The 13,572-nt window shown below is 52.8% G+C and carries 16 protein-coding genes; 13 read left to right on the forward strand and 3 right to left on the reverse strand.

Features of this window, described 5'->3' with window-relative positions:
• Window positions 1–4: 4 nt before the first annotated feature.
• The 4 genes from aaeA to AC2FC2_RS08130 all read left to right on the forward strand — a co-directional run bounded on the left by aaeA (window position 5) and on the right by AC2FC2_RS08130 (window position 3,906).
• Window positions 5–940 carry a p-hydroxybenzoic acid efflux pump subunit AaeA gene (gene aaeA / locus AC2FC2_RS08115; RefSeq protein ID WP_209637101.1) on the forward strand — a complete coding sequence of 312 codons (936 nt, stop codon included), beginning with the start codon at window positions 5–7 and terminating at the stop codon, window positions 938–940.
• On the forward strand, window positions 940–2,907 hold the full coding sequence (gene aaeB / locus AC2FC2_RS08120) for a p-hydroxybenzoic acid efflux pump subunit AaeB (protein WP_209637103.1): 1,968 nt from the start codon (window positions 940–942) through the stop codon (window positions 2,905–2,907). Before aaeA ends, aaeB begins: the two co-directional genes overlap by 1 nt.
• Window positions 2,908–3,151: 244 nt before the next feature.
• A complete protein-coding gene (locus AC2FC2_RS08125) occupies window positions 3,152–3,601 on the forward strand; it encodes a ribonuclease (RefSeq protein WP_209637105.1) in 450 nt (149 codons plus the stop codon).
• A gap of 5 nt (window positions 3,602–3,606) precedes the next feature.
• A complete protein-coding gene (locus AC2FC2_RS08130; RefSeq protein ID WP_209637107.1) occupies window positions 3,607–3,906 on the forward strand; it encodes a barstar family protein in 300 nt (99 codons plus the stop codon).
• 30 nt (window positions 3,907–3,936) lie between these two features.
• On the opposite strand, the gene yjgA is transcribed toward AC2FC2_RS08130, so the two are convergent.
• Window positions 3,937–4,485, reverse strand: coding sequence for a ribosome biogenesis factor YjgA (gene yjgA, locus AC2FC2_RS08135; RefSeq protein WP_209637109.1), 549 nt, complete (start codon window positions 4,483–4,485; stop codon window positions 3,937–3,939).
• 177 nt (window positions 4,486–4,662) lie between these two features.
• On the opposite strand from yjgA, the gene pmbA reads away from it, so the two are divergent.
• Together pmbA and cybC are read left to right on the forward strand one after the other, a co-directional pair.
• Entirely contained in the window at window positions 4,663–6,003 is a 1,341-nt protein-coding gene (pmbA, locus tag AC2FC2_RS08140; RefSeq protein ID WP_404760527.1) for a metalloprotease PmbA, read from the forward strand.
• A gap of 277 nt (window positions 6,004–6,280) precedes the next feature.
• Window positions 6,281–6,667, forward strand: coding sequence for a cytochrome b562 (gene cybC / locus AC2FC2_RS08145; protein WP_265555889.1), 387 nt, complete (start codon window positions 6,281–6,283; stop codon window positions 6,665–6,667).
• Here the strand turns inward: cybC and AC2FC2_RS08150 are convergent.
• Window positions 6,664–7,449, reverse strand: a complete 786-nt coding sequence (locus AC2FC2_RS08150) for an AraC family transcriptional regulator (protein ID WP_490659059.1) — start codon at window positions 7,447–7,449, stop codon at window positions 6,664–6,666. The genes cybC and AC2FC2_RS08150 overlap by 4 nt on opposite strands.
• Before the next feature lie 282 nt (window positions 7,450–7,731).
• Here AC2FC2_RS08150 and AC2FC2_RS08155 point away from each other — a divergent pair, with 282 nt between their 5' ends.
• Genes AC2FC2_RS08155 through AC2FC2_RS08165 form a run of 3 tightly spaced genes read left to right on the forward strand, consistent with a single transcriptional unit; the run spans window position 7,732 to window position 10,845 of the window.
• Window positions 7,732–9,186, forward strand: coding sequence for an FAD/NAD(P)-binding protein (locus AC2FC2_RS08155; protein WP_490659060.1), 1,455 nt, complete (start codon window positions 7,732–7,734; stop codon window positions 9,184–9,186).
• On the forward strand, window positions 9,183–10,064 hold the full coding sequence (locus AC2FC2_RS08160; protein WP_490659061.1) for a formyltransferase family protein: 882 nt from the start codon (window positions 9,183–9,185) through the stop codon (window positions 10,062–10,064). Before AC2FC2_RS08155 ends, AC2FC2_RS08160 begins: the two co-directional genes overlap by 4 nt.
• Entirely contained in the window at window positions 10,057–10,845 is a 789-nt protein-coding gene (locus tag AC2FC2_RS08165; RefSeq protein ID WP_490659062.1) for a sulfite exporter TauE/SafE family protein, read from the forward strand. Before AC2FC2_RS08160 ends, AC2FC2_RS08165 begins: the two co-directional genes overlap by 8 nt.
• 39 nt (window positions 10,846–10,884) lie before the next feature.
• Here the strand turns inward: AC2FC2_RS08165 and rnk are convergent, their stop codons facing one another.
• Window positions 10,885–11,295, reverse strand: coding sequence for a nucleoside diphosphate kinase regulator (gene rnk, locus AC2FC2_RS08170; protein WP_209637123.1), 411 nt, complete (start codon window positions 11,293–11,295; stop codon window positions 10,885–10,887).
• Window positions 11,296–11,720: 425 nt separating this feature from the next.
• On the opposite strand from rnk, the gene AC2FC2_RS08175 reads away from it, so the two are divergent.
• The 4 genes from AC2FC2_RS08175 to AC2FC2_RS08190 are packed head-to-tail and all read left to right on the forward strand — an operon-like array spanning window position 11,721 to window position 13,572.
• Window positions 11,721–12,068: a glycine dehydrogenase gene (locus AC2FC2_RS08175; RefSeq protein WP_314590645.1), complete on the forward strand. Its 348-nt coding sequence runs from the start codon at window positions 11,721–11,723 to the stop codon at window positions 12,066–12,068.
• 35 nt (window positions 12,069–12,103) lie between these two features.
• Window positions 12,104–12,469: an SFCGS family glycine-rich protein gene (locus tag AC2FC2_RS08180; protein ID WP_209637125.1), complete on the forward strand. Its 366-nt coding sequence runs from the start codon at window positions 12,104–12,106 to the stop codon at window positions 12,467–12,469.
• The gene (locus tag AC2FC2_RS08185; protein ID WP_209637127.1) at window positions 12,469–12,765 is read left to right on the forward strand and encodes a DUF4312 family protein; all 297 of its coding nucleotides are present in this window, start codon (window positions 12,469–12,471) and stop codon (window positions 12,763–12,765) included. Before AC2FC2_RS08180 ends, AC2FC2_RS08185 begins: the two co-directional genes overlap by 1 nt.
• A 30-nt stretch (window positions 12,766–12,795) precedes the next feature.
• Window positions 12,796–13,572, forward strand: coding sequence for a DUF4311 domain-containing protein (locus AC2FC2_RS08190; protein WP_012147073.1), 777 nt, complete (start codon window positions 12,796–12,798; stop codon window positions 13,570–13,572).

A 13,572-nucleotide genomic window follows, 5' to 3' on the forward strand; every position in this document is an offset into this window, starting at 1 on the left:
CGCTGTGAAAAATTTTTCAATAAAAATAGCCCGAATCGCGATCACACTGATCCTGGTCCTGCTGGGGATAATCGCCATCTTCAAAGCGTGGGTGTTCTACACCGAGTCCCCCTGGACGCGAGACGCCAAGTTTACTGCTGACGTGGTCGCGATAGCCCCAGATGTCAGCGGTCTGCTCACCGACGTGCCTTTGGTAGATAACCAACTGGTGAAGAAAGGGCAGGTGCTGTTGGTGATCGATCAGCCGCGTTATCAGCAGGCATTGGCGCAAGCCAGCGCCGATGTTGCCTATTACCAGACGTTGGCAGCGGAAAAAAGACGTGAGGCTGGCCGCCGCGTACGTTTAGGTGTGCAGGCGATGTCGCAAGAAGAGATAGACCAGGCGAATAACGTACTGCAGACGGTCGAGCATCAGTTAGCCAAGGCCGTCGCGACACGCGAACTGGCGCAGTTGGATCTGGAACGTACCACGGTACGTGCACCGGCTGACGGTTGGATCACCAACCTGAACGTACACGCAGGCGAATACATTACACGTGGCTCGGTTGCTGTGGCGTTGGTGAAGAAAAACAGTTTCTACATTCTGGCCTATCTGGAAGAAACCAAGCTCAATGGCCTGAATAAAGGCGACCGTGCAGAAATTACCCCGTTGGGCAGTAACCGGATTATGCACGGTACTGTCGATAGCGTGGCCGCTGCCGTCAACAACAGCAGCAGCACTATGAACAGCAAAGGCTTGGCGTCGATCGACAGCAACCTTGAATGGGTGCGTCTGGCGCAGCGCGTACCGGTGAAAATTCTGTTGGACGACAAAGACCAGTTACATCCTTATCCGGCTGGGACCACCGCCACGGTGGTGATCACCGGTAAGAACGATCGCGCTGTCGATAGCGGCTCGCCTTTTGTGCGTTTGATGCATCGGCTGCGTGAGTTCGGTTAATGAATAACCCAACCTTTATCCGGCTGAGATTTGCCTTCAAGCTCAGCTTTGCGATTGTGTTTGCGCTGTTTGTCGGTTTCCATCTCAACCTGGAAACCCCACGCTGGTCGGCGATGACGGCCGCCATCGTGGCTGCCGGCCCGGCCTTTGCGGCGGGCGGCGAACCCTTCTCCGGCGCGATTCGTCATCGCGGTTGGTTGCGCATTATCGGTACCTTCATCGGTTGCTTTGTCGGCTTGGTGATTATCGTCACGACAGCGCGTGCGCCGGTGGTGATGCTATTGCTGTGCTGTATCTGGGCTGGTTTCTGTACCTGGCTGTCCTCGCTGATTAAAGTCGAAAACTCCTATGCCTGGGGGTTGGCGGGCTACACGGCGTTGATCATCATTGTGACCGTCGCCAGCAGTGAATCCCATCTGTTAGAAGCGCCGCAGTTTGCCATTGAGCGCTGTAGCGAGATCGTGCTGGGGATCGTCAGTGCTGTACTGGCGGATCTGCTGTTCTCACCGCGTTCAATCAAGCAGGACATCGATCGCGCGGTGGATCAACTGTTGGTGGATCAGTACCGATTGATGCAGATGTGTATTAGCAACGGCGAGAAAGAAGACATTGACCGCGCCTGGAGCAACCTGGTGAAAAGCACCACGGCGCTGAACGGTATGCGCAGCAATTTGATGATGGAGTCATCACGCTGGCAGAAAGTGAACCGCCGCGTTCTGGCGCTGCATACCTTGTCGCTGACGCTGATCACCCAGGCTTGTGAGACCTATTTAATCCTGCTGAACCACCCAGATGCGCTGAAAGAGAACATCCGCGAGTTATTGATGGTACCGGCGGAAACGCCGCAGGAAATCCATAAACGCATGAAGTTGCTACGGCAGGTGCTGACGACCAACCGTACCGACGAGACTTTAGTGACCATCACCAGTTGGGTTGGCGCAGCCACCCGCTATCTGCTGCTGGCCAAAGGTGTACATACCAACAGCAGCATTAGTGTGGTGGAGGAAGGGGTGTTAAGCAGTGAGGTTGTGGTCAAACCCACCTCGGCGGAAAGACACCACGCGATGATTAACGGCCTGCGCACCTTTGTGGCAACGGCGTTTGGTAGCTTATTGTGGCTATGGACTGGCTGGACGTCCGGCAGTGGTTTTATGGTGATCATCGCGGTGATCACTTCATTGGCGATGCGTACTCCTGCGCCGCGTATGGTGGCGATGGACTTTGTACTGGGTATGCTGGCGGCGATCCCGGTTGGTTCACTGTTCTTTATGGTGATCCTGCCCGCGACCCAGCAAAGTATTTTACTGCTGTGTCTCAGCCTGGGCCTGTTGGCCTTCTTCATCGGTATCGAAGTGCAGAAACGGCGGCTGGGATCGCTCGGCCTGTTAGCCGGGACCATCAACATACTGGTGCTGAGCAATCCGATGGAGTTCAACGTGACGCAGTTCCTCGACGGGGCGCTCGGTCAGTTCCTCGGCAGCTGCGTGGGGCTGATGGTGCTGTTACTGATTCGGGATAACTCACGTGAACGTACGGGGCGTACGTTGCTGAACCAGTTTGTCAGCAGTGCGGTATCGGCGTTGACCACCAAGGCGTCGCGTCGTCGACAAAACCATCTGCCGGCACTGTACCAACAACTCAATCAACTGCTGATGATGTTCCCGAACGATATCGCGAAGTACCGTCTGGCGCTCAACCTGATCATCGCTCACCAGCGTATGCAGCGAGCGGAGATCCCAGCCAGCGAGGAGCTTTCAGCATTCCATAAGCAGATCCGCAATACCGCCGACCATGTCGTTTCGGCTAAAAACGATGTGAAGCGTGCGTACTATTACGATCGGTTATTGGGCGAAATGAATGACTATCAGCAAAAGCTGGTGGATTATCAGGCACCACTTAGCGTCACTGGGCCAGTAAAACGTCTGGCTGACATGCTGCATCGCTATCGCCATGCGTTGATCGACTGACACGCCAAATGCCCCTGCGGGGGCTATACTTGCCAAAGAAGAGCCTGTTTCGGAGTTGCACTGAGTGCCAGACGCGCTGCAAAATGGCATGATTAGCATGGATGGGTGATGCAAGTGGTTCAGCGCGGTTTCCCCTGAAGCGAAAACGTTATATGCCAGTCATCTCTGCTTCATCCTTTTCATCTATAAATCCAACTAGCATGGGTGCTGATGCACCCCTGTCTGCCATAATTCAGGGACAGCAATGAATAAGCGGATCCTCGTGGCGATAGTCATCGCCGTTGTGTTGGCCGGTTTTAATGCACTGCGCGGCACCGATCGGGTGATTGCCAACGTGCCGGCGGTGGCCGAAGGTCAGAGTATTGACCAGCTGACGCAGCAGAAAAGGGTAGTGAGTTATCTGCAGCAGCATCAGCGGTTACCGGACTATTACATCACCAAGAAGCAGGCGCGGGAACAGGGGTGGGATGCACGCAACGGGAATTTGTGTTCGGTGTTGCCGGGTAAAGCCATTGGTGGCGACCGTTTCTCAAACCGTGAAGGGCAACTGCCTACCGCCCGCAGCCGGGTATGGCGCGAAGCGGATATCAATTATCAATGCGGCCGGCGCGGTGCCGATCGCTTACTGTATTCCAGCGACGGCCTGATTTTTGTCACGCGTGACCATTATAAAAACTTCATTCGGGTGGAGTGAGCTTGATGGCAAAAGTAGAGTTCGATTTTAATCAGATTAACGATTTACCGGCGTTCTACCGCGACTTTGCAGATAAGTTTGCGCTGGATGAGGCGTTTGGCGCCAATCTGGATGCGCTCTGGGACGTGGTAACCGCAGACATCAGCTTGCCGGTCGAGATTGAATTTACCCATCTCAATGCCCGCAGCAAACGTCGTTTTGGCGCGATTATCCTGCTGTTTGAAGAAGCGGAAGAAGAACTGGAAGGCAGTTTGCGTTTCAATATTCGAGAAAGCAGCGGTGAACCTGCACATCACCGGGGATGAACTGGGTTCATCCCGTGGTGACGGCGGCGATCATTCGGCTGTCTCGGCCAAATCGCGCAGGTACTGGAATATTTGACGGTAAGCTTTCGGCGGCTTGTTAGCGGCTTTCTCTTTCTGTGCGTTACGCACCAGTGAACGCAACTGTTGGCGATCGGCCTCTGGATACAGCGCCAGGATAGGCGGGATCGCATCATCGCCTTCTTCTACCAGGCGGTCGCGCAGTACTTCCAGCTTATGGAACAGCGAAACCTGCTGGTTATGGCGGTTCTTCAGCTTGTCGAGCGCGGTCTGGATTGGCTCTACATCGCGGGCACGCAGCATCTTGCCAATCAGTTGCAGCTGACGGCGGCGGCCTTCTTTCTTGATCTTCTGCGCCAGTTCAATCGCCGTGCGTAAATCTTCGTCCAGTGGGATGCGGTCCAGCGCATTTTTACCCAGTTCGACCAGTTCTACACCCAGGTCTTTCAGCGCTTCGGCATCACGTTTAATTTCACTTTTACTGACCCAGATAATCTCGTCATCTTCCTCGTCAATGTTCTCCGGGACATCGTCGAGCCAGTCTTCAGGCTGTTTGTTCATAGTAGGCTCCGTTAAAAAGAGGCTAATCCTAACAGGTTGCCGGCTTTATGCGAAATTCCGCGCGGTTCCTGTTAGACTCAAAAGTATAAATCCCATGATTTTTGCGCGTGACTCCACGCGCAACCACGCCGCCACGGCACTTTTCTCAACGATTTTCTGATTAAGTATGGCAGATTGATGAAAGTAGTCACTCAAGTTGCAGAACAGCGCAAGGCGCTGGAACAGGCCGTTTCACAGGCTTTGGAACTGGCACGCGCCGGCTCCGATGCGGCAGAAGTTGCCGTGACCAAATCTACCGGTATCAGCGTCAGCACCCGCTTTGGCGAGGTGGAGAACGTTGAGTTCAACAGCGATGGCGCGTTGGGCATTACCGTTTATCACCAGCAGCGTAAAGGCAGTGCGTCTTCTACCGATCTCAGCCCGGATGCGATTGCCCGTACCGTGCAGGCGGCACTGGATATTGCCCGTTATACCTCGGTAGATCCTAACGCTGGCCCGGCAGAAAAAGACCTGCTGGCGTTTGACGCACCGGATCTGGACCTGTTCCACCCGGAAGAGCTGGACGCCGAGCGCGGTATCGAGCTGGCTGCACGAGCAGAGCAGGCGTCACTGGCAGCAGACAAACGTATTACCAATACCGAAGGGGGCAGTTTTAACAGCCACTACGGTATCAAGGTCTTCGGCAACAGCCACGGCATGTTGCAAAGTTACTGTTCCAGCCGGCATTCACTGTCGAGCTGCGTGATTGCGGAACACAATGGTGACATGGAGCGTGATTACGCCTACACCATTGGCCGCGCGATGGGCGATCTGGAAAGCCCTGAATGGGTCGGTCAGGAATGTGCCCGCCGTACGCTGTCGCGCTTGGCACCGCGTAAGCTGTCGACCATGACCGCCCCGGTTTTGTTTGCTTCTGAAGTGGCAACAGGGTTGTTCGGGCATTTGGTCGGCGCCATCAGTGGGAGCAGCGTTTACCGTAAATCCACGTATCTGTTGGATTCTCTGGGTAAGCAAATACTGCCGGACTGGCTGACTATCGAGGAGCACCCGCATCTGCTGAAAGGGCTGGCCTCCACGCCGTTCGACAGCGAGGGGGTCCGTACCCAACGCCGCGACATTGTCAAAGATGGCGTGCTGCAAACCTGGCTGATGACCAGCTATTCGGCACGTAAGCTTGGTATGCACAGCACCGGCCATGCGGGCGGTATCCACAACTGGCGAATCAAGGGGCAGGGCGATGACTTTGCCGGCATGTTGAAGCAGTTGGGGACCGGTCTGGTGGTGACCGAACTGATGGGCCAGGGTGTCAGCGGTATTACCGGCGACTATTCGCGCGGTGCTGCGGGGTTCTGGGTGGAAAACGGCGAGATCCAATATCCGGTCAGCGAGATCACCATTGCGGGCAACCTGAAGGATATGTTGCGTAACATCGTCAGCGTGGGCAGCGATATCGAAACCCGCAGCAACATCCAGTGCGGTTCCGTGTTGTTGCCGGACATGAAAATCGCCGGTCAGTAATCTCTGCCACGGCTGGCCGCTCCGGTTGCCAGCCGTATCACTCCCCTTTCCCCCTTTTAACCTTGCTTACAAATCTTCTGTTTCAGTTTTCGACTCCCTTGCCTATGGTTAGGCTGGGTCAAATAAAACAATATACCCGTCATACTTGAAGCCGCATCTGTGTTGGCTGCGAGCGTTCACCCCAGTCACTTACTTGAGTAAGTTTCTGAGGATTCACGTTCTTGCCGCCTTGATGCAACTCCAATTATTTTTGGGTACAACTGGAAGGTGAGCAAGCATGTCGAACAAACTGAAAGCGCTTATGGCATTGACGCTGCTGGGTGCCAGTTCACTGGCCGTCGCAGCCGATCTGGCCGACGATATGGATACCATCGCAGGCAATTACAAAACGGTGCTGAGCACCGACTCCACGGATACCATGAAGCAAAGCTTGCAGAATATGCGTGCTGCTGCAGTGGATGCGAAGCAAAGTAAGCCACCTAAACTGGAAGATAAAGCGGCCAATAGCCCGGAAATAAAAGATTTCCATCATGGCCTGGACACGTTGATCGGCCAGATCGATCAATCGCTGGCGCTGGCTAATCAAGGCAAATTGGCTGAAGCCAAGCAAGTCGCTCAGGGCTTCAAGCAAACCCGCGACGCCAATCACAAGAAATTCCGCTAAGCCTTTTCGCGCCGTTCTGACGCCAGATAGCAGGACGGCGCTTGTCCCAGCACGCGTCGAAACATCGTTGCAAATGCCGCGCTGCTTTCATAACCCAAGTCCAGAGCGACCTGTGTCACGCTGCTGCCTTCGGTCAGCCTGGCCAATGCCAACACCACGCAGGCTCGCTGGCGCCACTGCGAAAATGACATGCCGGTCTGAGCGCGAAACAGACGGCTGAAGCTGCGGATACTCATGTACAGGCGTGCGGCCCATTCCTGCGGTGAGTCATGGGCGTCAGGTTGTTGCAGGAAACGTTGGCACAGTTCACCCAAGCGTGAGTCCGTGGGCAGCGGGATATGCAACGGCAAGGCCTGCAGATGAGCAAGTTCATGCAATAACAGGCTGACCAGCGCGCCATCCCGGCCTTGTGGATCGTATTCCAGAGGCATATCGACGGCTGCCATCAACAGTTGGCGCATCAGTGGCGTCACGCTAACCACTTGGCAAACCTGTGGTTGATTGGGCAGTAGAGCCGTCGGCTCAATGTATAGGCTCCGCGTAGTGACACCGACCATTCTGACCTCATGCGGCATCTGCGGTGGTAACCATACCGCGCGCTGCGGCGGCACAATCCAATTCCCCTGACGGGTAAACACGTGCATCACACCGGTCGCGCCATACAGGAGCTGGGCGCGACGGTGACAGTGCATGGGCAGCAGATGGCCTGACGGATAATCGGTGCCAATGGCGATCACGGCTCTGGACACGTGATCGAGGTCATCTATACGTACGTTGCGCATAAGCCCCATCGTTGAGTATTTTGACCGAAATGCAATGATAGTTGGCCCTTCATATAAAGCAAGCCAATCGCCATCACTTTACTATCAGGGAAGAGAAATAACGCTGCCTTGGCAGTGAGATATTTTTATTGTTGATTGAACCCTCTTATTTTAAACGCCGGGGCAGGGCGAGGTCTCTCGTCTGCACAATACAAGAAGTTAATAAGGAATAAGTTATCTTTTTTATTCCACACCTGAAGCAATAGTTCTTCTTTTAATGCTGTGACTATAAGGTGATATTTCATGTGTAAGATCGGTGTGATTGGTGGTGGGGCAGCTGGCATTTCCTTTGTTTACAACTTTATTAAGAATAAGTCCGTTAATAATTGCAGTAAACATCTTTCTCTGAAGGTTTTTGACAAGCAAGGTTTTAACGGTGGCATGGCTTACAGCAGCGATTTCGATAGCCATATTTTAAATATGACGCCGGAGAACATGTCGGCAGATATTTTTGATCGTGCGCATTTTTCAGATTGGATCACGATGCATTTTCCTCGCTACAGTAAAGACCGTTACCCGCCGCGTTGGCTTTATAAAGAGTATCTCGATTTTATCCGTGACATGTCGGTCTTTATGGCTGCCGACAGTAACGTCACCCTGAATTTCATTACCGCAGAAGTTGAGGAAATAGGCACGCATCCTGCGGGATATTTGCTGACCACGGCGGATGGTGTTGCGGAGCAGATGAATGCGCTGGTGCTGTGCTCAGGGCATAATGAAGCGGAAAGCCTGTATCCCATTGATGGCGTGATTTCTTATCAGGCGAATCGAGATCTTCCCGCTATTAACCCTGTTTCAGCCATCGGCGTGATTGGCTGCAGCCTAACGGCGATCGATGCCATTATTGAACTGATTGAGCGGGTGGGGGCTAGCGATATCTCGGCTTTGTCGCGATCCGGATTGTTTCCCAGTGTTCAACCCGCGCTAATGCGTGCACCGCCGCCAGGATTCAAGCAGCAATTGATCCGTTTTGTCGCCAACAATAACTCTATCGATGCGCATCAGTTAGTTCACATGATTAATGCGGCGCTGGAACAATACTACCCTGGGCCGGAACGGTTGACGGTATTGTCCTCTATGGGGGCTGGCAGAGATTGTTATCGTGACCTGGCCGAAAGCCTGGATCGGGCACGTTTTGCGCGTGAGCATATCTGCAGCTACCTGGCCGCGATCCACCCGGCAGTGTGTGAAGCCTGGGTTAAAATGGATGAAAATAACCGACAAGTATTTATGCGTTTTTATAATTCTTCCTGGATGCGTAATCGGCACGCTATGCCCTTAAAGAATGCCTATAAAATTATTACTGGATTAGAGTGTCAACGCTTACGGGTCTTTGGCGGTGTGGTAAATATCGACAAGGATAATAACGGGTTCAAAGTTTTCTGCCACAATGCAACGGTACATACTCAATATTTACTCAATTGTACTGCCCCTTCATATCAAATGAAGCCAAACCGGTTAAATGACACGCTTCTTCAGGGTGGACTGGTGCAGGAAAATAGATTCGGTGGTGTGAAGTGTAATCCCATCACGTTAAAAGTCCCGGATGAACAGGGCAATGAACAAAACCTGTACTCTCTTGGCGCCCCAGCCAAAGGGGATCTTTTTTATACCTCGGCAATGGAGTCCATTACCCGAGATATCAGCAAAATAGTTTTTAATAACAGCATATTTAATACAAAGAAGGCGACAGTATGAAAAACGTAGCGCTATTTGTTGGCAACGATATTTTTTCTTGGTTGGCATGCCAGGATGTTATTAGCGCCTTAAACAAGGAATGTGCCTTTACGGTTTATTTTCCACTGGTGAAAGCCTCAGGCCGTTTGCAAGAACCGGCAGTGCGGCAGTTGGGTCTCTATGAACGTCAGGTATTGAATGACTTTGTCTTTCCGTTCGTCACTCGACATGCAGATATTTGTCAGGGTGCTTATCAGGCTCCGCAGATTTTCCTGGCCGGAGCAGCAGTCAGGGCCCACCGTATTGCCGACATTAATGATGCAACCTTCATCAGCAGTTTGGGCAATATGGATGCGGTCATTTCGTTGCGTTGTTATCAGAAATTCTCTGCAGATTATGTGCGGGCCTTCAGCCAGCGCGGTAAATTGCTGTGGAACCTGCATCCAGGGGATTTGCCACATTATCGCGGTGTCATGACGCTGTTCCGCGCGATGGTCAACGGCGAGAAAAATTGTGCATTGACGCTGCATGAAATGGACGAGCAATGGGATGCCGGTCCGGTGATCGCCCGACAGCCGGCTGAGCTGCGCTATGACCTTTCATTTTTGGAAAACATGTTGCTGCTGGGGTGCCGTTCTGGGGCATTTTTGGCGAATCAGTTGATGCAGGCGGGCGAGCGGGAAGCGGTGGCCGTTGAGCTACAGGGCGACTACCGTTACTGGGGATTTCCTGACGCGCCAGCTCTGGCGCAGGCGGAGGCGCTTGGGATTGAACTGATCGACCATGATGCCATTTGCCACCATTACCTGTCGCTGTTTGTGGGCGATGAGTTCCATGAGCTGGCTGGTCAGTTCGCTGCTGGTTTCGACGATTTCATTCGGGCGCATAGCCATGATTGAGATGTTGGTCATTCTTGGTGCCGGTTTTATTACCGGCATTACCACCATTTTATTCGGCTTCGGTGGCGGCTTCGTCGTGGTGCCTTTTGTGTATCACCTGGTTGCCTCTTCGGGCGAACAGTCGGGTCAGGCGATGCATGTTGCCGTGGCAACCTCAACGGCGGTGATGATCCTGAACGCGGGTTACGCCACCTTCACCAACTGGCGCAGTGGTAATCTGTTGCGTGAAACCATTGTTCCGCTGATTTACTTTATCGCTATTGGTGCTGCATTGGGGGCCTTCGCCTCAAGCCTGTTGGAAGACGGCGTGGTCAGGCTCCTGTTTGTGATTTATATGCTGGTAACGATTGCGGACTGTTTGTTCAGGCAGGGGTTTTTGGTCAAACCGCCCCGAGCAACCTTGTCTAAGGTGACGCTATTTGTCGGTGGTCCACTCATCGGGGTGATTGCCACTATGCTCGGTGTGGGAGGGAGCGTACTAACGGTGCCTTTATTACGCCGGCATGGCTACGAGATGAAACATTGCGTGAGCGCGGCCAATCCACTGTCGATCCCGGTCGCCATCATTGGCGCACTGATGTATATCGGTTTGGGCTGGAAGGAAATGGCTGGGCCCCAATATTTGGGCTATGTCAATTTGACCATTCTGGGGTTGCTTGTCGCGGCGGGTATCATGGGAATTGTGTTCGCCAAAAAATGGTTGCCGAAGGTTAATGACAGGCTGCATGCCAGAATTTACGTGCTGTTGTTGATCCTGGTATTGATCGCCATCAGCCTATAAACGCAGAAAGGGCGGTATCGTCACCGCCCTGATAACCGCTTAGCGGTGGTATTCACCTGCCGCTTCTGGCTGGTACAACAGTTCCAGCACTTCGATTCGTGCTTCTTCGCCATTCGGTAACTGCCAGGTAATCTGGTTGCCGATATGCATACCCAACAGTGCTGCGCCCAAGGGCGCCATCACCGAAAGCTGCTCGTGGCTATCTTTCAGCGACGCCGGGTAAACCAGAGTACGCACATGTTCTTCTGCAGTATGCAGATCGCGGAAACGCACGCGGCTGTTCATGGTCACCACGTTGGCCGGGATCTGGGACGGCGGCAGGATTTCGGCGCGATCCAGTTCGACGTTCAGCGCGGCGGCGACGTCGGTGTTGGCAAAGGCCGGTTGTTCCAATAGCGCATCCAGGCGTTCCGCATCCAGCTCATTAATAGTAATGGTTGGCTTGGTCATTCCACTCTCCAGTCAAATCAAAAGGCGTCGGGTCACGCGCCCATAAATTCGGAAAAACAACACAAAAGCAACACCCCCGCGCCAGAGGAGCGGGGGTGTTGTTGATGTCGAATTGTCTTACCGATAGTAGGCGGTTAAGCGGGGAAAAGAAAGAGATCCCGATCACGAAGCTTTTCACCGCCGCTGGGCTAACTGGAAACAGCTTGTGGCGTTATCTTTTTGTAATTTAATTGAATTATCTAATAAATCCTTATTTTGCGAAATGGATCCCTGATGCTCACTGAATTTCCACTTCCAACTGGAAAAAAACACGCTACACAGAAAATCGTCCCGGGGTTAGGGTAAAGGCATCAGAGAAGGCGGGTTATTCAAGTGATGCGCTGTGAGATTGACAGAATCATGTTGGGATCTAGGGGTACTGAAAAGTGAATGATGGATCTGCTGCGAGAGAAAATAATGAACAGCCTGATGTCAGTATGGCCGGGGCGATAACTGAACAGGTATTGTCAGATATTACCGCCATGCTGAATGAGGACGGTATTTATACCAATGCGGTACAGCAACAGATGTTGGAGTCGCATATTCGCGCTATGGTGTTGCGTTCAATAACCGGCGAGCCACTACCGGAAGTTGATAAATCACTGTTTGATGAGATCTCAGCGGAGTCAATGCAAATGGCTGAAAGAGTGGTCGATCAGTTTACCACTCTGCCGATCGAAGAAGCTTATTTGCTTTCCGTGCATTTTGAAGTGGCAAAAGATAATAACCAATAGCTATTAGCGAATTACATTAATCAGGAGAAAATACCATGGGTCAAATTACAGTAGTGATCGGCGATCGTTTAGGCAAAGGCCAGAAAGTAGGTCAGGGTATTGAAAACGCAGGCGGAAAAGCCATTGTTATCCCAGGCGTAGCGGCAGACATGAAGCTGGGCGACGTGATGAAAGCAGAAGGCGCACAGCTGGGGATTTCTTTCTGTGGCAGTGGCGGTGCCGGCGCGATTACCGCGCAAACGAAATACGGTTACAAAGCCAAATACGGTATGCGTTCCATTGATGAAGGCGTGACGGCAATCAATGAAGGGTGCACGGTGCTAGGTTTTGGTTTTATGGATAAAGAAGAGCTGGGGCAAAAACTGGTTGAAGCCTACGTTAAAAAACACGGCAATCCGTAATGAAAGAGCAATATACAACGTCGGTGAAGGTGGAGGGTAAAGGCGACAGCAAAGCGAAAGCTTTTGCTTCCGCCTTGGCCAATGTGCAGGGCGCGGTATTAAAATCCACCAGTAATATTCTGCTGCGTATTGAACCGCAGGATGTCAGCGTATTAAAAGCGGAAGAGAAAATAACAAAAGAAAAGTTTCTATTCTTCTTTCTACCGCGCGAAAGAAAGCATTATTCCGTTACTCTGGAAATAACCGTGAACGTGACAATAATCAATACAGAAAAAGTTGTCTTCGTCACGAAATAAAAACGTTAGCATAAATCAAAGGGTATACTGATGTTTTTAATCATCTTATTTAAGTCGCTTATTATCGGCGGACTGGTGGGGGTTGGCGTAGGGGCCGGCGCCGCACGAATGTTCCATGCACCAACAACACAGGGCATGGGCGCTTTCCGTACTCTGGGCGAGCTGAACTCGTGTGAGGGTGACCCGGCTTCCCATTTCTCATTCGGTCTGGGCTTCTTCTTCAACGCCTGGGCGTCTTCTGTGGCGGCGGGGGCCTTCACGCAGGACGTTGACCACCGCATCATCCCGCACTGGGGGGCTGCTGCGCTGATGGTCAAGAACCGCAATCTGGCGCAAACGCTGCACGACCCGAAAAAAATGGCTATCGCCTGCGGCATTATCGGCATGCTGGTGGTGGCATTCCTCAATACCACGGCCTCTGCAGTGCCTGCTGCACTGCAGGTCACGGCGATTAAAGTGTTGGTGCCGGCCGCTAACCTGCTGGTGAATACCGTGATGCCGGTGATCTTCTGGCTGGCGGCGATCGACGCTGGGCGTCGCTCCGGTTTCTGGGGCACCATCTTTGGTGGTCTGGCGCAGTTGATCATGGGTAACGCCGTACCGGGTCTGGTGCTGGGTATCCTGATCGGTAAAGGGGTCGAAGAAAGCGGCTGGAACAAAATCACCAAGATCATGATGGCGGTAATTGTGCTGTTGTTCGTGCTTAGCGGCTTCTTCCGCGGCTTCGACATGAAAGTCCTCGAGTCCTTCAGCCTTGGTGTACCGGGCTGGCTTGACGCCATTCACAATACCCTGAGCGGTAAATAA

The organism is Serratia sp. CoH_122_TC_1 (assembly GCF_058191755.1).